We start from the raw sequence: 26,642 nt of genomic DNA, 5'->3' as shown, positions 1-26,642 counted from the left end.
CTGATATTTTTCATTCAAGAAGTGCGAACTCATCGCAGATCCATTGATACAGGAGAATTCATGACTGACAATCCGGTCGTTGACCCCACAATGACTCCCGCGTGGGAAGCACTGGACGAACATGCCGACGCTTTTGATCCGGACCTTCGCGCTTGGTTCGCAGCTGATCCGAACCGTGCAACTCGCTGGACGATTGACGGTGCCGACCTGCACGTTGATTTCTCGAAGAACCTGATTGACGAAGACGTGCTTGCTGACCTGCTGGCGCTGGCTGAGCAGACTGGCGTCTACGACCTGCGCGACCGCATGTTCGCCGGTGAGCACATTAATGTCACCGAAGACCGCGCTGTTCTGCACACCGCGTTGCGTCGCCCGGCAACTGACGAGCTGACCGTTGACGGCCAGGATGCGATCGCGGACGTTCACGAGGTTCTGAACAAGGTCTACGACTTCGCAGAGCGCGTTCGCTCCGGCGAATGGACCGGTATTACCGGCAAGCCGGTTGAAACGGTTGTCAACGTTGGTATCGGTGGCTCAGACCTTGGTCCGGTCATGGCCTACGAGGCCCTGAAGCCCTTTGTTCAGGATGGCCTTGAATGCCGTTTCATCTCGAACATTGATCCGACCGACGCGGGGGAGACCACGAAGGATCTCGATCCGGAAACCACCCTGGTTATTGTTGCGTCGAAGACGTTTACGACGCTTGAAACGATCACGAACGCCAAGGTTGTGCGCGACTGGTTCCTCGGCGCCCTGCGCGACCGTGGCATCGTCACCGACGAAGCAACCGAGAAGGACGCCATCGCCAAGCACTTCGTCGCCGTGTCCACCGCTCTGGACAAGGTCGCTGAGTTCGGCATCGACCCGAACAATGCTTTCGGCTTCTGGTCCTGGGTTGGCGGCCGCTACTCCGTGGATTCCGCTGTCGGCACCTCGCTGGCAATCGCGATCGGCCCGGATGGCTTCGCTGAATTCCTTGAGGGCTTCAATGCGATGGATGTCCACTTCGCCACCGCGAAGCCGGAAGAAAACCTGCCTGTCCTCATGGGCATGCTGAACGTCTGGTACTCGAACTTCCTCGGTGCCGACACGCACGCTGTCCTGCCGTACTCGCAGTACCTGCACCGCTTCCCGGCCTACCTTCAACAGCTGACCATGGAGTCGAACGGCAAGTCCGTCCGGCGCGATGGTGCTCCCGTCACCTACGAGACCGGCGAGGTCTTCTGGGGCGAACCAGGCACCAACGGCCAGCATGCCTTCTACCAGCTGATTCACCAGGGCACCCGCATGGTTCCTGCCGACTTCATTGCCTTCGCTAACCCGGCGTGGCCTCTGAAGGATGGCGAGGCCGACATGCACGAGCTGTTCCTGTCGAACTTCCTGGCTCAGACGAAGGCTCTGGCATTTGGCAAGACCTCGGACGAGGTTCGCGCTGAGGGCACCCCGGAGGCCATCGTTTCGGCTCGAGTCTTCACCGGTAATCGCCCGACCACGTCGATCATGGCACCGGCCCTGACCCCGCGTGTTCTTGGCGAACTGATTGCTCTCTACGAGCACATCACCTTCGTCCAGGGCGCCGTCTGGGGCATCGATTCCTTCGACCAGTGGGGCGTAGAGCTAGGCAAAGTCCTGGCCAAACAGATCCTGCCGGCCATCGAAGGTGACTCGGCTGCATTCGACGCGCAGGATGCCTCCACGAAGGCTCTCATCGAGTACTACCGCGCGAACCGCAAGTGAGCCTTCTCAGCTAAGTGCTGCGCCGGTTTGACAGCGGTGCGCGGCAAGTGTAGCGACACAGTTCCGGCCTCGTTGATTTCATTATCGACGAGGCCGGAACTTTACTGTCGCTCTATCCCTTCATAGCAGGGAGCGAGCGGGGAGCAACTATCCCCAGGCGCTCACGGAAATGTGGGGCGCATCTTTTGAAGCGGAAGCGTCCGATTTCTTCGACTTCTTCTTGTCGGATTTCTTGGATTTCTTGGGTTTTGACTCGCCTTCATTCTTATCTTGGGATCCCGTGTCACCTGACTTTTCGTGGGCATGAGATGACAGAACCTCAGGGGTGAGCGAAGCCGAAAGACGATCTTTCGCACCATCGACATCGAAGTCGGCTTTCGGCCATGTGGGGTTAATGCCTTCGAGCGTACGGACAAGGATCTCTTGGACCGCCAAACGTGCATACCACTTGCGGTCGCCAGGAATGACATACCACGGAGCAATGCGCGTCGAGGTCCGGCGAATCACTTCGGAATAGGCGTCTTGGTAGGCACTCCAGTTGTCGCGAGTATCGAGGTCACCCGTGGAGAACTTCCAGTGCTTATCTGGGCGCTCCAAGCGCTCCATCAGACGTTCCCCCTGTTCTTCATAGGAGACGACCAAGCAGACTTTAATGACCTTCATCCCGGCTCGAACGGCTTCTAATTCCATCTCGTAGATATCGTGATAGCGACGGTTCAGCTCATCCTCATCAGCGGCGAAGACAGATTCTTGGTTGGCGTAACGCGCGGAGGTGGGAACCAGAAGATCCTCATAGTGCGAGCGGTCAAAAACACCGATGTATCCCGGGCGGGGGAGGTGTGGGCGGACACGCCAAAGGAAATCGTGGGCACGCTCTTCTTCCGTGGGTGCTTTGAAGGCTTTCAGAGCAACACCCTGCGGATCCACCTGCCCGATGACGTGGCGAACGATTCCGCCCTTACCAGCCGTGTCCAAACCCTGAAGGATCAACAGAACTGAATCTGACGCACCTTCCTTCGACGCGGCATACAGGCGTTCTTGGAGTTCAGAAAAATCTACCGCCCGCTTCTCCATCGCTTTCAACGCCTTCTTTTTACTTGCGCCCCAACCGGGCGTGGCGTCACGAATGAAGGAATTCAAGTCGAACGCATCAGAGGCAATCAGCAGATCGCGCGGATCACCCGTCCAATACTTCGACGGCCCAAACACGTAGCTCATGGAGTCTTCAGGTGACTCCTGACCTGTGTTTTCTTTCGATCCCATGATGACCTCCAACGCGTGACCTCGACACAACCTAGAAAATGCAAGGCTCGAAAACGAATGTACGTACGTGCAACTCTAATCATGGTCTAGATCACGTGCTTGCGTGTATGAAAAGTAGGACTGCTAGCCCTGTTTTCCCACGCCGAAAGCGTTTAGGCTTGGAACGTCAGTATGTGGCGAAACCGCCACCAGGCGACGGCGAACACCGCCGACGCACACAAACTAAGAAGGAGTGCCGAATCATGGCAGAACCTCGCATCGTTACCGTCACCGGCGCCGCCGGCAACATTGGCTACGCCCTGCTTTTCCGTATTGCCTCCGGCCAACTGTTCGGTCCCGATGTCCCCGTCAAGCTCAACCTTCTTGAGATCCCCCAGGGAGTGAAGGCCGCTGAGGGCACCGCAATGGAGCTCGACGACTGTGCATTCCCGACCCTTGCCGGCGTTGAAATCTTCGACGATGCCACCAAGGCATTCGAAGGCGCCAACGTTGCCTACCTCGTTGGCGCAATGCCGCGTCGCCAGGGCATGGAGCGCGCAGACCTGCTGGAGGCCAACGCAGGCATCTTCGGCCCGCAGGGCAAGGCCATCAACGATGGCGCAGCAGACGACATTCGCGTCCTTGTCGTTGGCAACCCGGCCAACACCAATGCCACCATTGCTCAGAACGCTGCTCCGGACGTTCCGGCCTCTCGCTTCACCGCAATGATGCGCCTTGACCACAACCGTGCAGTTGCTCAGCTGGCCCATAAGACCGGCGCCACAGTTGCCGACGTCAAGGATGTTGTCGTGTGGGGCAACCACTCCGCAGATCAGTACCCGGACGTTTCCTACGCGACCGTTGCTGGCAAGAAGGCTGCTGACCTGGTTGACGAAGCATGGCTTTCAGAGACCTACCGTCCGGTTGTCGCAAAGCGTGGCGCTGCCATCATCGAAGCCCGTGGCGCATCCTCGGCAGCATCGGCCGCGAACGCAGCAATCGATCACATGTACTCTTGGATCCACGGCACCCCCGAGGGTGAATGGGTCACTGCAGGCGTCATGTCCGACGGCACCCACTACGATGTCCCGGCAGGTCTCTGCTTCGGCTTCCCGGTCACCTCTGACGGTGGCGAGTGGCAGATCGTCGACGGTCTGGAGATCTCCGAGGCAACTCGCGCAGGTATCGATCACAACATCAAGGCTCTGCAGGAAGAGTACGACGCAGTGAAGGCTCTCGGTTTCATTAAGTGAACTGAGCGTCAACGCGATTCGTTGAAACGCTGATCCTGTCTGATTGACAGGGATGGAAGTGGCCACGGGCTAAGCCCGTGGCCACTTTTATTTTCTCTGACCGTGTGCCCCCCTGATTCGCTACTACGCGTCTATCTACAAGAATGAATGAAACAAGCTTGTGACCAGCGTCAATGCACTCACAGCCCCAAGCTCAGCTGTCGTGGGTGCAATTCGTGAAAAACCCGCAAATGCGCACCGAGTATCGCGCTCAACAATTGCGCATCCCGGTGGGCATCGCCCTTGCGTGCATTTCGCCCGCGGCCTTCGTGAAATGCGAAATATTACTTGCACACCCGAAGAAACGCTCTGAAAAGAACGAGCGTTTTGTTGAGCAAGGAGGCCATCACATGGGTCTGCGCATTGTCGTTGCTGGTGTCGCTTCGTAGTGGCATTGCTCATTCGTTGATTGTTTGTGAAGACGTTGCTCAAGCGATTCTCGACCGTGCCGAGGAGCTGGATTCTCCAGGCTGACGGAAGGCATTGTGGCCGTGGATACTGGGCGATGAGTAAACCCGCTAATCTGTACCCATGAGTGAATCGACCGTAGAAAACACGAAGCTTGTCATCACACTGTCCTGCCCGGATCAGCCGGGTATTGTCCACGCGGTGACGGGTGTGATTGGCAGTGTGAATGGCAATATTATTCAGTCCCAGCAGTTCGGGGATCCGGATTCTGGCCTGTTTTTCATGCGTATTGAGGTTGATTCGCCGGTCGGTCGAGGTCCCGTCGAAGAAGGTCTGGCGAAGGTTGCGAAGACTTTTGATGCGACCTGGCATATTGATGCCCTCGGTCGTCGCCTGCGTACGGTCATCATGGTGTCGCGCGAGGGCCACTGCCTGACTGACTTGCTCTACCGTCAGCGTAGCCAGGGCCTGCCGATCGAGGTTGTCGCGGTCGTGGGTAACCACCCGGATCTTGCTCCCGTTGCCCAGTTCTACGGCGTTCCCTTCCTGAACATTCCGGTGACGAAGGAAACGAAGGCTGACGCTGAGCGCGAGTTGCTCAACCTGATCCGCTCGGAAAAGGTGGAGCTGGTCGTTCTGGCACGCTACATGCAGATTCTGTCTGAGAAAATCTGCGAAGAAATGCGGGGGCGCGTCATCAATATTCACCACTCGTTCCTACCCTCTTTCAAGGGCGCTCGCCCGTACGCGCAGGCGCATGATCGTGGCGTGAAGCTCATCGGTGCCACCGCGCACTACGTGACCGCCGACCTGGACGAGGGCCCGATCATCGAGCAGGACGTCACGCGCGTAACGCACGCCGACTCCACGCCGGACATGGTGGCGCTTGGCCAGGACGTGGAACGTCGCGTTTTGGCTCAGGCAGTCCGCTGGCACGCCGAACGTCGCGTCCTTATGGACGGCACGCGAACCGTGGTGTTCTCCCGCTAGTTTTCGTCTATTCCCCAGGCGGATGCGTGACACAACCACTGCTGAGAAATTGATTCACGAGGCCGAGACCACTTCTCGCTGGTGAGCCTGAGCGCCGGTTTCGGCTTTCGTCCTATCCGCCCCATAGTAGGCGGGGAGTGCCTAGATGGAGGCGGCCTCGTACGTGGGAAGGCAGTGCGCGACCTGGTCGCTTCGCGATAGGGTGGAGCAGTCGTGACTGGCGAACAGGTGGGAAACCACCGGGGAGCGATGAACAGGCACCGTAGCCGCCCGCCTGGGCTAAGGCGCCGACCGAGAAATCGGCAGTTCAAGGAGCAGGAGAACCCAATGGATTCCCTTAATGACATGACTCTTGCCCAGCTGGATCCCGAGATTCAGGCTGTGCTCGACGCTGAACTGGCACGTCAGCGGACGACCCTCGAAATGATTGCGTCGGAGAACTTCGTCCCACGCGCAGTCCTAGAAGCGCAGGGATCCGTGCTGACGAACAAGTACGCGGAAGGCTACCCGGGTCGTCGCTACTACGGTGGCTGTGAAGCCGTTGACGTCGCAGAAAACCTTGCGATTGAGCGTGCAAAACAGGTCTTCAAGGGCGCCGACTTCGTCAACGTTCAGCCACACGCCGGCGCACAGGCAAACGCCGCAGCCCTGATGGCGATGGCAAACGTGGGCGACACGATTCTTGGCCTGTCCCTCGCTCACGGCGGTCACCTGACCCACGGCATGAAGATCAACTTCTCCGGCAAGAACTACAACGCGGTGGCCTACGAGGTCGACCGTGAGACCATGCGTATTGAGGCTGAGCAGGTGCGCGAAGCTGCTCTGCGTGAGCGCCCCAAGGTCATCATCGCCGGCTGGTCCGCCTACCCGCGTCATCTGGACTTCGCGGCATTCCGCGAGATCGCTGACGAGGTCGGCGCAGCACTCTGGGTTGATATGGCACACTTCGCCGGCCTTGTCGCAGCAGACCTGCACCCCAGTCCACTCCCGCACGCTGACATTGTCACCACTACCGTCCACAAGACGATCGGTGGCCCCCGTTCGGGCATGATTCTGTCATCACGTGGCGAGCAGTGGGGCAAGAAGATTAACTCCGCAGTCTTCCCCGGCCAGCAGGGCGGTCCGCTCATGCACGCGATCGCCGCAAAGGCAATCGCCATGAAGGTCGCGCAGACCGAAGAATTCAAGGATCGCCAGCGTCGCACCCTCGAAGGTGCTCAGCTACTGGCTGATCGTCTCAATGCTGACGATGCGAAAGCGGCCGGCATCAAGCTGGTCACCGGTGGTACCGACGTTCACTTAGTCCTCGTTGACCTCGTCGAATCGAAGCTGGACGGCCGCGACGCAGAAGATCTTCTGCACGAGGTCGGCATTACCGTCAACCGCAACGCAGTTCCCTTCGATCCGCGTCCCCCGATGCGCACCTCCGGTCTGCGTATCGGCACGCCGGCTCTAGCAACCCGTGGCTTCGACGCCAAGGACTTCGCTGAGGTCGCCGACATCATCGGTACCACGCTGGTTCAGGGGGCATCTGGCGCATCGGTTGACGTTGACGGCCTGCGCGCGCGCGTGAAGGCTCTGACCGACGCTCGTCCGCTCTACGTTGGACTTGGCGAATGAGGACCGGCTGGGAAGGACCCGCTCAGGTCCTCGACGGTGCGGGTACAGCTGCCACAATCAAGGCAGAACTTGCCCAGCGTGTGAAGAATCTCCGTGCTCGTGGCGTTGTGCCCGGCCTTGGCACGATCCTCGTCGGGGAAGATCCCGGTTCGGTGTCCTACGTTGCGGGTAAACATCGCGACTGCGCTGAAGTGGGTATCGAATCCATCCGCGTTGACCTGCCGGAGTCGGCTTCGCAGGCTGAAATTGAAGCGGCGATTGACCAGTTGAATGCTGACCCGGCATGCACGGGCTACATCGTTCAGTTGCCACTGCCGAAGGGTATCGACCAGAACGCGATCCTAGAACGCATCGATCCTGCCAAGGACGCAGATGGCCTGCACCCGATGAACCTTGGTCGCTTGGTTCTTCGTGGCTCTGGGCCGATCGATACTCCGCTTCCATGCACGCCTCGCGCCGTCATCGAACTGATGGAACGACACGGCATTGACCTTCGTGGCAAGGATGTGTGCGTTGTTGGTCGCGGTGTCACTGTTGGCCGTTCAATTGGTTTGCTACTGATCCGCAAGGAAATCAATGCAACCGTCACCGTCTGCCACACCGGTACGAAGGACCTTGTTGCTCACGTGCGTCAGGCGGACGTTGTCGTGGCCGCGGCGGGTAGTGCTGGACTGATCACCAAAGACATGGTGAAGCCGGGCGCAGTTGTGCTCGATGTTGGTGTATCCCGCGTTGAAGGGGAAGACGGCAAGGCTCGCCTGCACGGCGACGTTGCAGACGGTGTTGACGAAGTCGCATCGTGGCTGTCCCCGAACCCGAAGGGCGTAGGTCCCATGACCCGCGCGCTCCTGGTGACGAACGTTGTCGAGGCAGCAGAGCGCCTCGCGTAACTGTTTTTGGTGCTGGGGTGGAGCCTGGCGTTGAGGCTCCACCCCAGTGTCACATATGTTGGAGTTGAAAATATTGAGTTCACTGAATCCGTCAGTCACATCTGAAGTTGGCGCACTGAAGACAGTCCTCGTTCACCGTCCCGGTAACGAAATGTCGCGTATTACGCCAACGAACATGGAAGAACTCCTCTTCGATGACGTGATCTGGTTGGAGCGCGCCCAAGAAGAACACGATGTGATGACCTCAAAGATGCGTCATCGTGGCATCGAGGTTCTTGATTTTTCGACTCTTTTGACCGAAGCCCTCGAAGTTCCCGGCGGTCGTGATGAGGCCCTAGAACTCGTTTTCACCGATAAAACGGTTGGTCCTGCAGCCTTGGATTCACTCCGCGCTTTTGCAGCCGGACTGGATTCGTCTCGCCTTGCCGAGATCTTGATTGCCGGTATGACGAAGCGTGAGCTTTTAGAACAGATCGATGAACCGAAGTCGGCCTGGATCTCCGGAATGGACTTGGATGACTTCATTCTTGCCCCCTTGCCGAACCACCTGTTCACCCGTGACACCTCATCGTGGATCGGCGGGGGAGTTGCGGTTTTGTCTATGCGGAAACCGGCTCGTCGTCGCGAAACGATCAACCAAGAGATCGTCTACCGGTTGCACCCGCGTTTCGCTGATCTGAACATCCCCTTCTGGAAGCACGGGACTCTTGACGGTCAGGCCACAATCGAGGGTGGCGACATCATTAACGCCGGAAACGGCACAATGATTATCGGTGCCTCAGAACGTACGACTGCTCAGGGAATTGAACGTCTTGCTCGCAGGCTTTTTGCCGGCGAAGTAGCGTCCACCGTGATTGTCCTGCAGATCGAAAAGAAGCGTGCTCAGATGCACCTCGACACGATCTTCACGATGCTCGATGAAGCAACATTTACTGCCTATGCCGGGTTGGGAAAGGTTCGTACTCAGGTGATTCGTCCCGGTGTTGCTGGCGAATTGGATATCACCGTTCACGAAGCTGATGAGATGTATGACGTCATCGCTGCCGGATTGGGATTCGATTCCATTCGCGTGCTGATGGTCCCCACGGATTCCTTGACCGCCGAACGCGAACAGTGGAATGACGGTTCGAATCTCCTTGCCCTAGAGCCCGGTGTCGTCATGTCATACGAACGAAATACGGTGTCGAACGACTACTTCTCGGACCAGGGTTTTGAGGTCATTACGATCCCCGGCAATGAACTTGGTCGCGGACGTGGCGGGGCGCACTGCATGACTTGCCCGATTGTGCGCGATACTTTACCCGCACGCGTTTAACGTTTGATGCCTCTCACGTTCAACGTTCCTACTCTCAGACCTACACAATCTCAAAAGGAGCATCCATGCCTCACGCTCTTCATGGTCGTCCGTTCCTCCGCGAAATCGACTTCACTCCTGCCGAATGGCTGTCTTTGATTGATCTGGCAGCTGAACTCAAAGCAGCGAAGAAGAATGGTACCGAGGTCCAGCACCTCAAGGGGCGCAATATTGCGTTGATCTTCGAGAAGACGTCGACGCGCACGCGTTGCTCCTTCGAGGTGGCAGCTTTCGATCAGGGTGCGCACACCACCTACCTCGATCCTTCCGGTTCGCAGATGGGACACAAGGAGTCGACTGCTGATACCGCTCGCGTTCTGGGTCGCATGTTTGACGGTATCGAATACCGCGGTGATGAGCAGGAAAAGGTTGAGGTTCTTTCGGAGCTCTCCGGTGTTCCGGTGTGGAATGGTCTGACCGATGACTGGCATCCGACTCAGATGCTCTGCGATTCGCTGACCATGCGTGAACACGCCGGTAAGCCTCTGAATCAGGTGTCCTACGCCTACGTTGGTGATGCTCGTTTCAACATGGGTCGTTCCCTGCTGGTCAACGGTGCATTGATCGGAGCTGATGTCCGCATTGTTGCGCCGCGTGAACTTTGGCCGGATGAAGAATGCATCGCTCACGCACGCCGTATTGCCGAAGAAACTGGGGCGAAGGTGACGGTGACCGACAACGTTGATGAAGGTGTTGCGGGTGTTGACTTCGTCCACACTGACATTTGGGTGTCGATGGGCGAGCCGAAAGATGTTTGGAATGAACGCATCGAGATGCTACGTGACTACCAGGTGAATGCTTCGCTGATGGAAAAGGCCGGCCCGCAGGCAAAGTTCATGCACTGCCTGCCGGCGTATCACGATCGTAAGACCATGATCGGCGAGCAGCTGTTTGAAGCCACCGGTATGGATGGCATCGAAGTGACCGACGAGGTCTTTGAAGGCCCCGCTTCGATCATCTTCGATCAGGCAGAAAACCGTATGCACACGATCAAGGCGGTCATGGTGGCCACGCTGGGCGACTGACACGCTGGTGAATTCAACGCACAAGGGATAAGCGTGAAGATTACAAGCATTAACCTGAACGGGATCCGTGCAGCGGTAAAACGTGGTTTCCTCGACTGGATTGCGGTCGAAGACCCGGATGTTCTGCTGATGCAGGAAGTACGCGCCGATACTCAGATCACCGAAGACATCTTGGGGCAAGAGTGGGTGCTTGCCACCGAGCCGTGTCGCATCAAAGGTCGCGCGGGTGTTGCGATTGCAGTGCGACGAGGCCGTGCAACCCTCGATGATGTTCGCGCAGGGTTGGGGGACGCGGACACTGACGGTGACTCTGGGCGTTGGATTGAAGCCGTTGTCACCGCGGACTCTCAGAGTGTTCGTGTTGTGTCCGCATACTTCCATTCGGGTGAAAAGGATACGCCGAAGCAGGAAGCGAAGATGGCTCATCTGCCTCGCATTGGCGAGCGCATGGCTGAGATTCTTGCGTCGGGTGAAAAGGCTGTCGTCTGCGGTGACTACAACGTTGTTCGCTCACGTCAGGACATAAAGAACTGGACCCCGAACCACAATAAGCGCGCGGGTGTCTTGGACGAGGAAATCGCATTCCTGAATGAGTGGGTGGATGCCGGCTGGCATGACGTTGTTCGTGACCTAGCCGGTGACGTGCAGGGGCCGTACACGTGGTGGTCGTGGCGAGGCAAAGCCTTCGATAACGACACGGGCTGGCGCATCGACTATCACTATGCGACTCCGGCTCTGGCATCGACCGCGACTGCATTCGTGATCGGGCGCGCTCAGGCTTACGACCAACGATTCTCTGATCATGCACCACTCACCGTGACCTACCAGGTCTAACCGCTAGGGCTGTCGCGGAGCCTGGAAGGGAATCTTCTGGATTTCTTTTCAATTCGGGCATGAAACAAGCGAAGTGGGGGAACACCATCTGGTGTTCCCCCACAGTCGTATTCAGCTTGCCCGGCCTCGTGAACTAACGGCGGAGGGCAGTTACTTGATCGTCTGCCACTCCAAGTCGCGGCTTGCCGAATACAACGGGTCGGGGCGAACTTCCCCGGAAATCGGGTGGTGTGGCCAGAGCAGTGTTCGCGGATCCGAGCAGGTGATGTAGTTCGGGCGCTCTGTGAAATGAACTTCGTCAGCCTCTGCGGGCTTGCCGGGTGCCGGCGGGTTTGCCGTCCACGCGCATGCCATCAGGAAAGCTCGCATCTGTAGGTTGATCCAGAGGATCAGCGTGATGATGGAAGCGCCCGCCGCAAGGAGTGGGCTCGACGAAGCGCTGACAGCAGACGTGCCAAGAATTCGTAGCATGATCGATGCGACTGAGATGATTGCCAGTCCCCAGATCAGGTCTTTGCGCGGAGGATGAACGCGCGCGACAACCCAGATGAGAAGCCACGTGACCAACGCATAGACGACGAAAGCGACCGCGTAGGAAGCAATTTTCAGCAGGGCAGTGGCAACGGGTCCGGAAGACAAACCGATCGCGCCTAGGATCCACTGGCCACCAAGATCAACGACAATGCCAAGGCCGGCGCCCAGAATGATGGAGAGGGCAAGGCCGAGTGCCCCCAGCGCATTACGCAGAATCTGCATCAACGGATTATCGGGGACCGTGGGGATCGCGAACATTTTGCGAATCGAATTCGCGAGCTGTCCAATCACGCCGATGGCACTCCACGCCATGATCGCAAGAGCGATGATGCCGGTAATCGACACGGCTCCGGTCATCACGAAATCATCGGGGCTGACCATTCCGTTCGGGTTGTCATCTGTTTGGATCAGGGATGGGATGGCCTGCGCAATCGCATCGAAGAATGCGGTGCGGAGCTCCTGATTGTCGCCGATGATCGACAGGAAAACAGTGACAAGAACGGTCAAAGCGGCGGTCAATGACAGGATTGCGGTCAGAGCCATGCCTGAAGAAATCAGGTTGCCGGAGACCTGGTTGTAGCGTGCGAGCATACGCGCTAGGCGCGTATGTGCCCACCAGGCGCCAAGTTGGGCGACCTTATCGCCCAGGGTCGGGGCGCGGAGCGCGTCAGCTAGACGCGGGGGTGCGGAAGTGGGGATGGCATCCTTGTGTGTTTGAGGGGACGAGGCCGCCTGTTCTTTCGTCATGTATTCACCGTAACGGTGGCGGATGAGTGGACACAACGAACGTGACGGATCCCCTGAGTGAGGGGGAGTTGAAGAGATTAGAGTGTGGCTGCTTCGAAGTCGAATAGGGCCATGGTGGAGTACATACCTCGTTCATCGACTTTGTCGAGGCGGAATCCGGGGACAATCCACGAGGCTTCGAAGGTGTTGCCGATATCTTCAGCCAAGTCAAGCACAGGATCCTCAAGACCCTGTGCCAAGGTGACGTGCGGGTGGTAGGGGAAACGTTGCTCGATGTCCAGTGGCCCAGTGCGGACTTCGTCGGCGAGGCTTTCACATTCGCGCGCACCATGATCCACATTGAGGAAGGCAACCGGTGAAATCGGACGGAACGAGCCACTGCCTTTGAGGGTCACGCGGAAGGGGCGGTGGTGTTTTGCCACTTCACGCAGATGACGAATGACTTCGGGACGCTCGCCCGAGGGGAATGGCGTCGGCGGAAGGATCGTAATGTGCGCCGGCACCATCGACCCTTGAAGATCTCCGAGGTTCAGGCGAAGTTCTGTCAGCTGTGTGACCCACGGCTCCGGGATTGCAACAACGACACCAAGCCAGTCTTGGCCGGGGGAACGCTGAGGAAGAAACATTGCAATGCCTAGGGTAGATGGTGAACAAGCGGAGTAGCTGCTGACAAGCCTACGTGAGCAACGCATATGCCCGCTAACCCACTTCGGTCCGCGTGGTGTGCAACGCCTTATACGTCATTGTGTGGACGCTAATGGCAGAATCGACGTATGACGTCTTCATCCACGTGGCTTGTTGTTGGCCTTGGTAATCCGGGGGAGCAGTATGCTGCGACCCGTCACAATGTCGGTCAATTGACCGAAGATGTGTTGCTCCAACGTACAGGTGCATCGTGGTCATCTCATCGAAGTGGCACCCACGTAGCGGATGTGCGTCTTGGGATTCTTCCCGGCGGTGTGCCCGGCCCGAAAGTTGTGCTCGCAAAGTCGGATTCCTATATGAACACCTCGGGTGGCCCGGTTGGCCGACTGATGAAGTTCCTTGGAATCGATGCCGATCATCTTCTAGTCATTCACGACGATCTGGATCTTCCTGCGCATGAGCTTCGCTTGAAAAAGGGCGGTGGCGAAGGCGGCCACAACGGGTTGAAGTCCATTTCTCAGGTCCTTGGAACGAAGGACTATCATCGCCTGCGTATTGGTATCGGTCGCCCGCCGGGCAGGCAGGCCCCCGCAGACTTTGTCCTTGCTCGTCTGAGCGCCAAAGACCGCCCCGAATGGGACGTGACCTTTGAAAATGCTGCCGATGTTGTCGAATCCATCGTGACAAACGGTTTTGCTCCGACTCAGATGGCTCTGCACTCAGCGAACTCAGGGAAGTAAAGAGTGAACCTTACCGGTTTAAAAGGCATTATTGCCTCAGATTCTGCACTCGATCAGGCGTGCGGTTCGATCTCGTCGGCAAGGAACGGTGTTTTCGTTGTTCCCGCTGGCGCGCGTCCTGTCGTTCTTGCCACTCTGAGCGAATACGGACAGGCACAGCCACTGATTGCCCTGACTGCGACAGGGCGGGAAGCTGAACGTTTGACTGCTGCCCTGAGGTCGTGGACGGACAGTGTTGAAATGTTCCCTTCCTGGGAAACGCTCCCGCATGAGCGTCTTTCACCTCAGGTCGACACGATGGCCCGTCGTATCGCTGTGCTCCGCAGGCTGGTTCATCCCGTTGCAGGCGATCCGCATGCGGGTCCACTTTCGGTTCTTGTTGTCCCGATCCGCGCGTTCCTCCAGCCAATTATTCGAGGTGTGGCTGACATTGAAGTCGTGCGCGTCAAAGTCGGGGATCGTGTTGACCTGACGGATCTTGTCGACCGACTGACTGAACTGGGATACCAGCGCACCGACATGGTCGAATCTCGCGGACAAGTCAGCGTTCGCGGTGGAATCCTTGACGTTTTCCCGCCTCAGGAAGCGCATCCACTACGCATCGAGCTGTGGGGGGACGAAGTCGATGAGATTCGTGCCTTCTCTCTTCAAGACCAGCGAACCTTAGGGGAAGCACCGGACGGCCTCTGGGCAACCGCATGCCGTGAACTCCTGCTCAATAGGGCAGTGCGAGCTCGCGCACGCGAATTGGCCACCGAGCTTCCAGGCGCTACCGAAATGCTGGCACTCGCTTCCGAGGGAATCGCGGCACCCGGCATCGAATCCTTGGCACCGGTTCTCACCTCCGGCATGGATCGTCTGCTTGATCTTCTGCCCGCAGACAGCCCGATTATCGCCTGCGATCCAGAGAGGATCGCTGCCCGCGCCCAAGACCTGATCGCAACGACCGAAGAATTCTTAGCAGCCGCCTGGTCCACCGCCGCCGGTGGAGGACACGTGCCCATTCAAGCAGGCGAGGCCTCGTTCCTTCACTACGAGGACATCTGGAAGTCGGATGATCGTGCCTGGTGGGAATTGACCACGCTACCCCCACCCGAACTTGCCGACGCGCTTGGCGAGGACACTTCCGACGCGCTCGCGGAAGAGACAAAGGCAGTGGTTGCGTCCCCAACTCTGATGAGCATGGGAGCACGTGACGTACGCTCGTACAGGGGCGATTTTGTGTCGGCGAGCGCAGATTTGAAGCAGCTTGCGTCGCAGGGCTGGCGGATTGTCATCACAACCGAAGGCCCCGGTCCTGCACGCCGAATCCGCACAATTATGGCTGAAGCAGGGGTTCGGGCAACTCTGCGTGATGATATTGAGACTCCTGTCGAAGCCGGTTCGGTTGCCGTTACGACCGCGCAAGCTGGACAGGGTTTTGTCCTGCCGGATGAGCAGTTCGTTATCCTCACAGAGTCGGATCTGACGGGTCGTACGGGTTCTACAACCCGGGACATGCGACGGATGCCCTCGCGTCGCAAGAAGGGTGTCGACCCGCTGTCACTGCACCCGGGTGACTACATCGTCCACGAGCAACACGGTATCGGCCGATTCATTGAGATGGTCTCGCGCACCGTGGGACATGGCTCCGCATCTGTCACCCGTGACTATCTGGTTTTGGAATATGCGCCTTCGAAGAGGGGCCAGCGTGGGGATCAGCTGTTTATTCCGACCGATGCCCTTGGACAGATTTCCAAGTACACGGGTTCGGATCAGCCGACGCTGACGAAGATGGGTGGAGCTGACTGGGCGAAGCGGAAAGCGAAGGCGAAGAAAGCGGTCAACGAGATTGCCAAGGAGCTTATTCGCCTCTACGCTGCTCGCCAAGCAACCAAAGGACACGCGTTCGGCCCCGATACTCCGTGGCAACGCGAACTTGAGGATGCATTCCCATATGTGGAAACCCCCGATCAGCTGGTGACGATTGATGAAGTGAAAGCTGATATGGAGAAGCCGATCCCCATGGATCGCCTGCTAACGGGCGATGTCGGATACGGCAAGACCGAAATCGCTGTTCGCGCTGCGTTTAAAGCAATTCAAGATGGCAAGCAGGTTGCAGTGCTTGTTCCGACGACCCTGCTTGTACAACAGCATGTTGAAACTTTCACCGAACGCTACGCGGGCTTCCCCGTGACCATTGCGTCCCTCTCGCGTTTTTCAACGCCGAAGGAAACGCAAGAGGTGAAAGAGGGGCTTGCCTCGGGGCGCGTTGACCTTGTGATTGGCACTCATTCCTTGCTGACGGGAACGGTGGTGTTCAAGAACCTCGGCCTTGTCGTGATTGACGAGGAACAGCGTTTCGGCGTTGAGCATAAAGAGACGCTGAAGGCGCTGCGCACCGACGTGGATGTGCTGTCGATGTCGGCCACGCCGATCCCAAGAACGCTGGAAATGGCAGTGTCAGGTATTCGCGAGATGTCGATTCTGCAGACTCCACCAGAAGAACGCCAGCCGGTTTTGACTTTTGTTGGGGCGTACACGGATGCGCAGGTCAGCGCGGCAATTCGCCGTGAGTTGCTGCGTGACGGACAGGTGTTCTTCGTCCACAATCGCGTGGATTCAATTTCGAAGGTCGCATCCCACATTCAGGAACTCGTTCCCGAGGCGCGCGTGAGGATCGCTCACGGAAAACTCAGCGAACACCAGCTAGAGGACGTGATCGTCGACTTCTGGAACCACGAGTTCGACGTTCTGGTGTGTACCACCATTGTGGAAACCGGCTTGGATATTTCCAATGCGAATACGCTGATCGTGGATCGCGCCGATGTGTTCGGCTTGTCCCAATTGCACCAGTTGCGCGGTCGAGTGGGACGAGGCCGCGAGCGTGCGTATGCGTATTTCTTCTATCCGGCGGACAAGACTCTGACGGAAACCGCGCATGAGCGCCTGAAGACTATCGCTGCGAACACCGACCTGGGTGCAGGGCTTGCTGTCGCACAAAAGGATCTAGAGATCCGAGGTGCCGGCAACCTGCTGGGCGGGGCTCAATCCGGTCATGTTGAAGGGGTTGGCTTCGACCTGTATGTGAGAATGGTCGCCGATGCGGTCGCAGCCTATCGAGGTGAGGCTCCTGAAGAGAAGAGCGACCTGCGGATGGATCTGAGCGTTGATGCCCACATTCCTGAGGACTATGTGCCCAGTGAGCGTCTGCGCCTGGAGGTATACGGCAAGATCGCGTCGATCACGTCGCCCGAGCGAGCAGTCGATGTGCGCGAGGAACTGATTGACCGATACGGGCCGTTGCCCCGCAATGTGGAATTGCTGTTCGATGTTGCTCGCCTTCGCACTATCGTGCGCGCAACCGGCATTGAAGAGATCGTGACCCAAGGCAAGTACCTGCGTGTTGGTCCGGTAGACCTGCGCGAGTCTCAGGTTCTTCGCTTGAAGCGTTTACACCCGGGTGCGGTCATTAAAGCTGCTGTTCGACAGGTCATGGTTCCCCTTCCCATGACTCGTCGAATCGGCGGAGAACCGCTCACGGATGAAGCGTTGCTGGATTGGGTTGAAATTTTGGTAACGAAGATTCTTGTCCCTTTTAACGCCTGATTTCATTATCACGGCGCTTTCAGCACTTTTAAAGGAACGTGTCATAAAATAATCGTGGCCAACATGGGCCATACGGCAGGGAGGACCTACGTGTTCAGCGTAAAGAAAGCAGCAATGGTTGCTGTAGCAAGCATTTCCATCCTGGGACTCGGAGCATGCTCGGCACACCCGGGCACCGCAGTTTCAGTGAACGGCGTCAACTACTCCGAAGCTGATGTTTCAGACGCCCTTTCCCAGTACGCTGAGTTGACCGGCCAGCCGATGGGTCGCGCAACCCTTGTTGCCATGCTTCCCGATGCTTTGAAGTTCACGCAGCTGGCTAATGAGAACCAGATTTCTGCAACCGATGAGCAGGTGAATGAGTTCGTTGCGTCGCTTGTTGACCAGGGACGTATTCATGCTCCATCCGGTGACCTCAGCCCCGTTCTGACCGAGATTCTTCGCTACTCGGTGATCAAAGCTCAGCTGGACCAGATGGGCCAGGATGCGCTTGCCCCCCTCGCTGAGGACTACAAGGAAATCGCTGCTACGCAGCAGGTTGACATCAACCCTCGTTACGGCACGATTGAAGAAGATGGCAGCCTCAAGTCACCGATCTTCGGTGACGTTGTGGATGCTTCCGTTTTCACGGCTGACCAGACCGGTGGCGGAGCTGGGGCTGGCGAGTGATCGTGTGATCCATTCCTCCTTGGTTCCGTCAAAGATCGGGACCAAAGGCGGCTGAACGGATCATCGCACCCCACAAGGCGTGAATGCTTGTTCAGATTTGCGTCTGCAACTAGGCCGAACGGCCGCAAACGTACTACCGTTATGACTGACAACAGTCCACGAAATTGATCGATTGGAGAATGACGTGGCAAGGATTGAGGCTATTGGAGCTCGCGAGATTCTGGACTCGCGCGGTAACCCGACCGTTGAGGTTGAGGTCCTGCTCGAAGACGGAACGCTTGCACGTGCATCCGTGCCTTCAGGCGCTTCCACCGGCGCATTTGAAGCAGTTGAGCGTCGCGACGGCGACAAGGGCCGTTACCTGGGCAAGGGCGTTCAGGACGCCGTTGACGCAGTGAACGACATCATCGCCCCCGAACTGATCGACGAGGACGCTGCAGATCAGCGCACCATCGACCAGATCATGCTGGATCTCGACGGCACCCCGAACAAGGGCAAGCTTGGTGCAAACGCCATCCTCGGTGTTTCCCTCGCCGTTGCACACGCAGCAGCTGAGTCCGCTGGTCTGTCGCTCTACCAGTACCTCGGTGGCCCGAACGCTCACGTTCTGCCCGTCCCGATGATGAACATCCTCAACGGTGGTTCGCACGCCGACACCAACGTTGACATCCAGGAATTCATGATCGCTCCGATCGGTGCACCGACCTTCCGCGAAGCCCTCCGTTGGGGCACAGAGGTCTACCACACCCTCAAGGGCGTCATCAAGGAACGCGGTCTGTCCACCGGCCTCGGCGACGAAGGCGGTTTCGCACCGAACCTCGAGTCCAACGCTGCAGCACTCGACCTGATCATCGAAGCAATCGAAAAGGCCGGCTTCAAGCCCGGCGAAGACGTTGCTCTCGCCCTCGACGTTGCTTCCTCTGAGTTCTTCAAAGACGGCCTGTACCAGTTCGAAGGCGAAGGCCGCACGACCGAGTACATGGTTGAGTACTACGAGAACCTCATCTCGAAGTACCCGCTGGTTTCCATCGAAGACCCGCTGTCGGAAGACGAATGGGATGCATGGAAGTCCCTCACCGACAAGATCGGCGATCGCGTCCAGCTCGTTGGCGATGACTTCTTCGTTACCAACCCGGAGCGTCTGCGCAAGGGCATCGAGCTCGGCGCCGCCAACGCCCTCCTGGTTAAGGTCAACCAGATCGGTTCGCTCACCGAAACCCTCGATGCGGTTGAGGAAGCACACCGTAACGGCTACCGTTCGATGACCTCGCACCGTTCCGGTGAGACCGAAGACGTCACCATTGCTGACCTCGCAGTTGCCACCAACTCCGGTCAGATCAAGACTGGCGCACCGGCTCGTTCCGAGCGCGTTGCCAAGTACAACCAGCTCCTGCGCATCGAAGAAGAACTCGGCGATGCAGCTGTTTACGCTGGCCGTTCCTCCTTCCCGCGCCTCGGTCGCTGAACTGAGCGTAGCTAGGAAAGACGCTTCGTCGACGATGTGCTCACGCACTGAGGCGACGTGTGGGCCCCGAACCGACGGTTCGGGGCCCACTGCTGTATCAAGCCAATGAAGCTTAAAAGTTGGAGCACATCACAGGTGCACGCTTCGGCTCGCCGTTAGGCTGACGCGCGCCGAAGCCCGAAGTGGGGCACCATTAGAAGCATGCCTCGTAATCCACGCAGTGAGCGCCCCCAAGCGCCCCGACGACCAGACCCCAATCGTGGTCTATTGCGTGGAACCGCGCCCAAAAAGGATCAGAAGGCTTCAGAAAAATCATCCTTGTTCAAGCGCTCCAAGAAGTCTGATAGCGCAAAGGGACAGGCAGATACGCAAGCGCCACGCTCTCCCGCAGAACGCCTAGAGCGAGCACGGGAGATTCGTAGCGCTCATAGGGCGAATGCCGCTGCTTCAACTCGTCAGCTCCGTCCTGCACGTGTTCCGCTCAGTCGTGAAGAACGCCGTCGAGCTAAAGCTCGCGAGCGTCGTCAAGAGAAGAAAGCTCGCCAAGAACGCCGTCTTGCTGAAGGAAAGACGTTCCTTGTGGGCGGTCTGGAGCTTTCGACGCGTTTGCTCTCCGTTGTTGTTCTTGTCGGTGTGCTTGGGGCATTGCTCGTCCCCAATTTGTACGCGTGGTGGAAACAGGAGCAGGAGCTTCGTGACATCACCGCGAAGGTAGAACAGACGAAGCAACAGAATGCTCAGATGCGTGAGCAGCTCGACTTGTGGAGCGACCCGGAGTTCATTGCCTCGCAGGCTCGTGAACGACTCGGGTACGTGAAGCCGGGTGAGGTGCAGTACGCGGTGGTTGATCCTGGTGAGGAGTATTTGGACAAAGCGCAGATCAACGCTGCGTCGCCTGAAGGCCCAGCACGGCCGTGGATTCAAGTTGTCGGTAAACTGATTCAAGAAGCTGACGAAGCTGAAGTGGGTCAGTCGAAGGCTGTACCATCGCAGTCTGGCGATCAGTCAGCGCCTGGTGACGCCCAAAGCGCTCAATCTCAATAGTCGCGCGTTGCGGCCAAATCGTAAGGAGCACGTTATCGTGACCGAAGTGGGGAAAGACCCGTCGATTGCTACCGAAGCAGATCTGGATGTTTTGCGTGAGCAGTTGGATCGTGTGCCTCGCGGTGTTGTTGGTATTGGTGCACGTTGCGTGTGTGGTCGTCCGACTGTCGTGAAGACGGCTCCGCGTCTTGAAGACGGTAGTCCGTTCCCGACGACGTTCTATCTGACCAGCCCTCCGATCGTGAAGGCGTGTTCAACGCTCGAGGCTGAGCATGTCATGGAAGATTTCAATGACCTGCTGGCCAATGATGAAGAGGTTGCCACTCAGTACCAGGCAGCTCATCGTGACTATATTGAACGTCGTCTCGAATTGGGGGATGTTCCTGAAATCTCGGGTGTTTCCGCTGGTGGCATGCCGGCGCGTGTCAAGTGTCTTCATGCTCTGGTTGGTCATGCCCTAGCAGCGGGTCCCGGTGTGAATCCGATTGGTGATCGCGCGTTAGCGATGATGGAAGAACGAGGGATGTGGAGCGCTCAGCGCTGCTCCTGCTAGCCGGTGGTTGGCCGCGGTTGTTGCGTGGCAATGACGGTGTCGTTGATGAGGTGACGGCGTAGCTCGGGAGTGTGCCCCAAAAAGGAATGTGTATTTAATGAATCGTGTCGCTGGTATTGATTGTGGAACGAACTCCATCAGGTTGCTTGTTGCCGATGTAGAGCGTGATGAAAACGGTGTGCGCCTGACTGATTTGACTCGTCAGATGCGTATTGTTCGCTTGGGGCAGGGAGTAGATAAAACGGGTCGTTTCGATCCTGCTGCGATTGATCGCACGATTGATGCCGTTGTTGAGTATGAGCGCATGATCTCCCGCCTGGGTGCTTCGAAGGTGCGGTTTGTGGCGACGTCTGCGTCGCGGGATGCGTCCAATCGCGATGAATTTATCGATGCTGTTCGTTCGATTCTCGGCATCGATCCGGAGGTTGTTGAAGGAACGCTCGAGGCCGCCCTGTCTTTCTCGGGCGCAGTCTCTGGCCTAGGGGCGGGCGTCGAAAGCCCGATGCTTGTCGTCGATATCGGTGGTGGCTCGACCGAACTGGTCTTGGGTGATACTGAGGTTCGTCAGGCAATTTCTGTCGATATGGGTGCAGTGCGCGTGACAGAAAAATTCTTTGCTGACACTGATCAAGAAGCGGGAATCCCCCTTGCGGATCAAGAGCGTGCAATCGAGTGGATTGATGAACAGCTCGATAGGGCGCAAAAAGTTGTTGACCTTGAGCGTGTGAAGACATTGGTGGGTGTTGCTGGCACTGTCACAACGTTGACCGCTCAGGCTTTGGGGCTTGCGACATATCAGCCGGAACTCATTCACGGTGCGTCGTTGAGTCTTGATCAGATTGATCAAGCGGTGCGTTTCATGGTGGATCAGCCTTCGAAGGTGAAGGCCGCTCTTGGGTTTATGCCTGAGGGGCGTGAAGATGTGATTGCGGCGGGTGCGCTGATTTGGAGCCGTATCGTCAAGCGTGTTGTTGCTCGCGCAACTGAGCAGGGGACCGTCATTGACCGTGTTGTGACGTCCGAGCATGACATCCTTGATGGCATTGCCATGTCGCTTGCCTAGGATTAGAGGAATTGCCTGAGATAGGCGGGGAGTGAAAAGTACCCCCAGTCGGACTCGAACCGACAACACACCGATTTTAAGTCGGTTGCCTCTGCCAATTGGGCCATGGGGGCCGCGCATGTGCGCGTCTCATTCTAACCTAAAGAACGCACTGCCTGGGCATGAGGATCTGTCGGCCATGCGCGCTTGTTCACCGCTTTCTTAAGCCTTCTCCGTCTGGCGAGGGATGAGTGTTTTCAGGAAAGACACAGGTTTTGTGGCGGTTTTGTGCGGTTTCTTCTAGGGAAAGTCCGTGGAAGTCGTGGGACAATAGAGGTAGACACGTAAGACCTAGGAGGCCAGAAGTTGTCTAACCCAGTTTTTGACAAGCTTGAAACTCAGTGGGCGAAGGAATCGCACTACACGCCGGCGGGATACCCCACAATGCCCGGATACGCTCCGTCATCACAGGTGGGCACCGGTAACGCTGCGGATCAGCGTTACCCATATTCGACGGCGAACCCGTATTCCACCCAAGCTGGGTCGGCCTCGTCGATGGACTACGGGCGCTACACGCAGTCTCAGATGGAGTCGATGTACCAAGCACCGGCCGCGGATGCTGTTGACCGTGGGATGATGACCTACGACGACGTCATTATGAAGACCGGAATCTCCCTGGGTGTCCTGCTGGTTGCCGCTACGGCAACGTGGATGCTGTCTGCCGTGAACCCGTCGATGGCGATTGTGCTGTCCGGTATTGGCGTGCTTGTTGGCTTCATTCTGGCGATGGTGAATTCGTTCTCTAAGACCATTCGTCCCGCTTTGATCCTCGCCTATGCGGCTTTTGAGGGTTTGGCTCTTGGCGCAATTTCTGCCGTCTTCGAATTGATGTACCCCGGAATCGTCGTTCAAGCACTCGTTGCGACGGCCGGCGTCTTCGGTGTGACCCTTGCGCTCTTTGCTTCCGGTAAGGTCCGTAATTCGTCGAAGCTGATGAAGTTCACGCTGATTGCACTGATCGGCATCCTCGTTTACCGACTCTTGTCATGGGTTTTGACCTTGACGGGTGTCCTTTCCTCCGCTGGCTTCGACTCGATTACCGTGATGGGTATTCCGCTGGGCATTGTCGTTGGTCTACTGGCTGTCTTCGTTGGAGCAGCCTGCCTGATCGGCGATTTTGACCAAGCGCGAATCGGTGTAGAGCAGGGTGTTCCTGCAAAGTATGCGTGGATGTGTGCTTTCGGTATTCTGGTCACCGTCGTGTGGATGTACCTAGAGATTCTGCGACTCATCGCAGCATTCAGGGACAACTGACTCTTCCTCTCCGATTCCAACGCAAGGAATCGAATTCTTACCGTGCATCACGAATCTTGAAAGAATCCTCATGGAAAACATCACTGTTACCGGCGACTTTGCTCGTAAGCCCCAGCTCACCTTCGAAAATGCTCCCTCCGACGAACTTCTTGTCGAGGTCCTGACAGAAGGTGACGGCGACGTCGTTGAAGCCGGAGACACCATCCACTGCCACTACCTTGGCCAGGTATTCGGTGGCGATATCTTCGACAACTCCTACGATCGCGGGGCAGCCCTGAGTTTCCAGATCGGCGTTGGTATGGTCATCCGCGGATGGGACGAGGGCCTGCTGGGCCACCGCGTTGGTTCGCGCGTTCTGCTCTCCATCCCGCCGGAATACGGCTATGGCGCACGTGGCGTGCCACAGGCAGGTATCGGTGGCGGTGACACGCTGGTGTTCGTCACCGACATCATGGGCGTTGCCTGAGTTCAGAGACAACGAACCGCGCCCGTAGCAAGCACAATGCTTTGTTGCGGGCGCGGCCTCGTATATATGCGCACAAGCCAACCAGAAACGTTGGGTGTTGAAGCGCTAGGTGACTAGACGATCGGGCAGGGGATCCCTGTTCGTGCGTGGCATTCGTATCCGTTGGGATTCTTAAACAGGTACTTTTGGTGATAGCCCTCTGCATACCAGAATTGACCGGCTTTAGATGCGGGGGCGATCTCAGTTGCGATTTGGCCGAAGCCAGCTTCGCTGATCTTTTCTTGATACGCATCACGGGCAGCGAGAGCCGTTGCCAACTGTCCATCCGTCGAAGTCCAGATTGCACCGCGATACTGGGTCCCACGGTCGTTACCCTGGCGGTTCACTTGAGTTGGATCGTGAATCTCAAAGAAGAGGGAAATGAGCTGAGCCACACTGGTCTTTTCGGTTGAATAGACAACGCGCACGGTTTCAGCGTGACCGGTCAGCCCGCTACAGACGTCTTCGTAGGAGGGGTTTTCCAGCGTGCCACCCATGTAGCCCGTTGCGGTTGCAACGACCCCAGGAGTATTCCAGAAGACTTTGTCGACTCCCCAGAAACACCCCGCTGCAAAATAGATGACTTCTTCGTTCTTGCCGGGCTCAGTGTGAATGTGAGCGTTGAGAGCTGCAGGGGCAATGAAACTGCCACCGCTGAAAAGATCAGTCAGGTTTGTCATGGCTTAATCCAAACACTGAATACGCCAAGGCGCGACAGGAGGAGGAAATAGGCTGCAAAAGGATTTGTACACGGTCTCAGGTAGTCTTGAAACAGTTCAACAGTGAAAGGGGTCGCGATGTTTGATCGCAGTGGACGAAACAAAGCGCGTCTTGGCGCGTTTGTTGCTCGGCTCGTGTCAGAAGCGGAGCACAAGAATGGCGTCGGCGCAGAAGAGTCCACGATGGAGTTTCACCGCGGGGATACGCTTGAAAGTGAACGCGATGCAGCAAGGTCTGTTCCTTGGCCTCTTCGCTTATCTGCCGCGCTGTCATGGCGTCTGATTGTCGTTGCGATCGCAGCGGTGGGTATTGCGTGGGCTGCCTCCAAGATCTGGACGCTGATTATTTCTGTCGCGATCGCTTTGCTTCTTGCTGTCTTGCTTGAACCGCTTGTGCGTTGGCTGACGGTAAAGGCAAAGCTCCCGAGGACGCTGGCAGCAGCTCTGGGTCTGCTATTTCTGGTTGGGCTTGTCGCAGGTTCTCTGTCGCAGGCGGGCACAGAAATTACCATGCAGTTGCCTGATCTGATGACGAAGGCTAGCGGTGGTCTTGATACGTTCCGTGACTGGCTGGCTAAGTTGCCATGGAAGATCGACATGACGGTCTTCGACAATGTTGTCACCAGCGCGATGACTCAGATTACCAACTATGTGCAGCAGAACGTGCAGCAGATTTTCAGTCAGGCCTACTCGGTCACATCCTCGGTGGTGTCGTTGGTTTCCGGCTTCCTGATTATGCTGTTCTGCCTGTTCTTCTTCCTTAAAGAGGGGCGCACAATCTGGCTGTGGATCGTTCGACTGTTCCCAGCTCCGGCACGTACTCCTCTGCACGAATCTGCGATTCGTGGCTGGGTGACGCTCGGTTCGTACGTTCGCACCCAGATTGAAGTTGCTGCTATCGACGCGGTGGGTATCGGTTTGGGAGCCTTCTTCTTGGGGCTCCCCATGGTTCTTCCGATCATTGTGGTCGTATTCTTTGCGTCCTTCGTTCCGATTGTTGGCGCATTGGTGTCCGGTGCCATCGCTGTTCTGGTTGCTTTGGTCGATCAGGGGATTACGGCTGGCGTCATCATGCTGGTTATCATCTTGGTTGTTCAGCAGATCGAATCGAATCTTCTTCAGCCTCTGTTGATGTCTCACGCTGTTTCTCTTCACCCGATGGCCGTGTTGCTTGTCGTGGCAGGCGCTGGTTCGCTGGGTGGTATTCCTGGCGCTGTTTTCGGTGTTCCGATTGCGGCGTTCTTGAATGCCACGTTCCTCTACCTGCATGGATATGACTCCATGCCAGAGCTGGCAGCAAAGCAGGATCGTCCCGGCGGTCCTCCCGGAATGCTCGATGAAATGGTCGCAGCATCGTACTCGTCGAAGACGCGAGTCAGCGAGGCCCCCGCTCAATCTTCGTCCCAGGACGCGACGTCTCAGGTCGTGGCTGACGGATCGGTTGCGTCCACTTCTAGCCACGAGACCCCCGGTTCAGAGGAAAAACCGGATATGGACGACACTGAAAGTGCGCAGAGCATGGAAAGCCCAGGGGAGGCTAGATAGCGTTTAAGACAGTTAAACACGTGTGGCGGGGTCAGTAGTCAACAACTACTGACCCCGCCACACATGCTTCGGCGCTTTTCCCTTCGGGTGTTCTATGGAAGAACAAGGCGCGTATCCTCTTTGAAACGCTGACCTTGAAG

General features: G+C 57.3%; 23 protein-coding genes, 1 tRNA gene and 1 riboswitch. Of the genes, 19 read left to right on the top strand and 5 right to left on the bottom strand.

The genetic code is table 11. The annotated features are described in order from the left end of the window. Positions 1-60: 60 nt before the first annotated feature. Positions 61-1,737, top strand: a complete 1,677-nt coding sequence (pgi, locus tag QP109_RS03085; protein ID WP_285023231.1) for a glucose-6-phosphate isomerase — start codon at positions 61-63, stop codon at positions 1,735-1,737. A 147-nt stretch (positions 1,738-1,884) separates the two neighbouring features. On the opposite strand, the gene QP109_RS03080 is transcribed toward pgi, so the two are convergent. Beyond that, entirely contained in the window at positions 1,885-3,000 is a 1,116-nt protein-coding gene (locus QP109_RS03080) for a PPK2 family polyphosphate kinase (RefSeq protein WP_285023230.1), read from the bottom strand. Between the two features lie 242 nt (positions 3,001-3,242). On the opposite strand from QP109_RS03080, the gene QP109_RS03075 reads away from it, so the two are divergent. From QP109_RS03075 to QP109_RS03040, 8 genes are all read left to right on the top strand, one after another. After that, positions 3,243-4,232 (top strand): malate dehydrogenase, encoded by a 990-nt coding sequence (locus tag QP109_RS03075; RefSeq protein ID WP_101627582.1) that lies wholly within the window; start codon positions 3,243-3,245, stop codon positions 4,230-4,232. A gap of 230 nt (positions 4,233-4,462) precedes the next feature. Next, complete coding sequence (locus tag QP109_RS03070; RefSeq protein WP_285023228.1) at positions 4,463-4,660, top strand: hypothetical protein; 198 nt, start codon at positions 4,463-4,465, stop codon at positions 4,658-4,660. Between the two features lie 142 nt (positions 4,661-4,802). Continuing rightward, complete coding sequence (gene purU, locus QP109_RS03065) at positions 4,803-5,669, top strand: formyltetrahydrofolate deformylase (protein WP_101627580.1); 867 nt, start codon at positions 4,803-4,805, stop codon at positions 5,667-5,669. Between the two features lie 203 nt (positions 5,670-5,872). Further along, positions 5,873-5,956, top strand: a riboswitch (ZMP/ZTP riboswitch). 40 nt (positions 5,957-5,996) lie between these two features. Next, the gene (glyA, locus tag QP109_RS03060) at positions 5,997-7,289 is read left to right on the top strand and encodes a serine hydroxymethyltransferase (protein WP_285023226.1); all 1,293 of its coding nucleotides are present in this window, start codon (positions 5,997-5,999) and stop codon (positions 7,287-7,289) included. Further along, the gene (locus QP109_RS03055; protein ID WP_285023225.1) at positions 7,286-8,179 is read left to right on the top strand and encodes a bifunctional methylenetetrahydrofolate dehydrogenase/methenyltetrahydrofolate cyclohydrolase; all 894 of its coding nucleotides are present in this window, start codon (positions 7,286-7,288) and stop codon (positions 8,177-8,179) included. Before glyA ends, QP109_RS03055 begins: the two co-directional genes overlap by 4 nt. 82 nt (positions 8,180-8,261) lie before the next feature. Next, positions 8,262-9,494, top strand: a complete 1,233-nt coding sequence (locus QP109_RS03050) for an arginine deiminase (protein WP_285023289.1) — start codon at positions 8,262-8,264, stop codon at positions 9,492-9,494. Positions 9,495-9,559: 65 nt separating this feature from the next. After that, the gene (argF, locus tag QP109_RS03045) at positions 9,560-10,558 is read left to right on the top strand and encodes an ornithine carbamoyltransferase (RefSeq protein WP_285023224.1); all 999 of its coding nucleotides are present in this window, start codon (positions 9,560-9,562) and stop codon (positions 10,556-10,558) included. A 27-nt stretch (positions 10,559-10,585) separates the two neighbouring features. Next, the gene (locus QP109_RS03040; RefSeq protein ID WP_285023287.1) at positions 10,586-11,392 is read left to right on the top strand and encodes an exodeoxyribonuclease III; all 807 of its coding nucleotides are present in this window, start codon (positions 10,586-10,588) and stop codon (positions 11,390-11,392) included. A 150-nt stretch (positions 11,393-11,542) separates the two neighbouring features. On the opposite strand, the gene QP109_RS03035 is transcribed toward QP109_RS03040, so the two are convergent. Continuing rightward, positions 11,543-12,673: a YihY/virulence factor BrkB family protein gene (locus tag QP109_RS03035; protein ID WP_285023223.1), complete on the bottom strand. Its 1,131-nt coding sequence runs from the start codon at positions 12,671-12,673 to the stop codon at positions 11,543-11,545. A gap of 77 nt (positions 12,674-12,750) precedes the next feature. Next, the gene (locus tag QP109_RS03030) at positions 12,751-13,299 is read right to left on the bottom strand and encodes a 2'-5' RNA ligase family protein (protein WP_101627573.1); all 549 of its coding nucleotides are present in this window, start codon (positions 13,297-13,299) and stop codon (positions 12,751-12,753) included. Positions 13,300-13,446: 147 nt separating this feature from the next. On the opposite strand from QP109_RS03030, the gene pth reads away from it, so the two are divergent. The 7 genes from pth (at position 13,447) to QP109_RS02995 (ending at position 22,440) form a co-directional block, all read left to right on the top strand. Further along, the gene (gene pth / locus QP109_RS03025; protein WP_101627572.1) at positions 13,447-14,058 is read left to right on the top strand and encodes an aminoacyl-tRNA hydrolase; all 612 of its coding nucleotides are present in this window, start codon (positions 13,447-13,449) and stop codon (positions 14,056-14,058) included. A gap of 3 nt (positions 14,059-14,061) precedes the next feature. Then, a complete protein-coding gene (gene mfd, locus QP109_RS03020; protein ID WP_285023222.1) occupies positions 14,062-17,646 on the top strand; it encodes a transcription-repair coupling factor in 3,585 nt (1,194 codons plus the stop codon). A 63-nt stretch (positions 17,647-17,709) separates the two neighbouring features. Beyond that, a complete protein-coding gene (locus QP109_RS03015) occupies positions 17,710-18,315 on the top strand; it encodes a hypothetical protein (RefSeq protein WP_285023221.1) in 606 nt (201 codons plus the stop codon). Between the two features lie 184 nt (positions 18,316-18,499). Continuing rightward, positions 18,500-19,780, top strand: coding sequence for a phosphopyruvate hydratase (gene eno / locus QP109_RS03010; protein WP_285023220.1), 1,281 nt, complete (start codon positions 18,500-18,502; stop codon positions 19,778-19,780). 318 nt (positions 19,781-20,098) lie between these two features. Continuing rightward, a complete protein-coding gene (locus QP109_RS03005; RefSeq protein ID WP_285023219.1) occupies positions 20,099-20,824 on the top strand; it encodes an FtsB family cell division protein in 726 nt (241 codons plus the stop codon). Between the two features lie 37 nt (positions 20,825-20,861). Further along, entirely contained in the window at positions 20,862-21,377 is a 516-nt protein-coding gene (locus QP109_RS03000; protein ID WP_285023217.1) for a DUF501 domain-containing protein, read from the top strand. Between the two features lie 97 nt (positions 21,378-21,474). Further along, positions 21,475-22,440, top strand: a complete 966-nt coding sequence (locus tag QP109_RS02995; RefSeq protein WP_101627566.1) for a Ppx/GppA phosphatase family protein — start codon at positions 21,475-21,477, stop codon at positions 22,438-22,440. 39 nt (positions 22,441-22,479) lie between these two features. Here the strand turns inward: QP109_RS02995 and QP109_RS02990 are convergent. Further along, positions 22,480-22,553, bottom strand: a tRNA-Leu gene (locus QP109_RS02990). A gap of 232 nt (positions 22,554-22,785) precedes the next feature. On the opposite strand from QP109_RS02990, the gene QP109_RS02985 reads away from it, so the two are divergent. Beyond that, complete coding sequence (locus QP109_RS02985) at positions 22,786-23,733, top strand: Bax inhibitor-1/YccA family protein (protein ID WP_285023215.1); 948 nt, start codon at positions 22,786-22,788, stop codon at positions 23,731-23,733. A 70-nt stretch (positions 23,734-23,803) separates the two neighbouring features. Then, the gene (locus tag QP109_RS02980) at positions 23,804-24,199 is read left to right on the top strand and encodes an FKBP-type peptidyl-prolyl cis-trans isomerase (RefSeq protein WP_101627564.1); all 396 of its coding nucleotides are present in this window, start codon (positions 23,804-23,806) and stop codon (positions 24,197-24,199) included. 113 nt (positions 24,200-24,312) lie between these two features. Here QP109_RS02980 and msrA read toward each other — a convergent pair whose 3' ends face one another. Next, positions 24,313-24,918, bottom strand: a complete 606-nt coding sequence (msrA, locus tag QP109_RS02975; RefSeq protein WP_285023214.1) for a peptide-methionine (S)-S-oxide reductase MsrA — start codon at positions 24,916-24,918, stop codon at positions 24,313-24,315. A 117-nt stretch (positions 24,919-25,035) separates the two neighbouring features. Between msrA and QP109_RS02970 the strand changes: the two genes are divergently transcribed. Continuing rightward, positions 25,036-26,502: an AI-2E family transporter gene (locus tag QP109_RS02970; protein WP_285023213.1), complete on the top strand. Its 1,467-nt coding sequence runs from the start codon at positions 25,036-25,038 to the stop codon at positions 26,500-26,502. The last annotated feature ends 140 nt before the right edge of the window (positions 26,503-26,642 follow it).

Origin of the sequence: Pauljensenia sp. UMB9872, from assembly GCF_030212665.1 — a bacterium.
GTDB classification, from domain to species: Bacteria; Actinomycetota; Actinomycetes; order Actinomycetales; family Actinomycetaceae; genus Pauljensenia; species Pauljensenia turicensis_B.
This window is presented reverse-complemented; position numbering and strand designations above follow the sequence as displayed.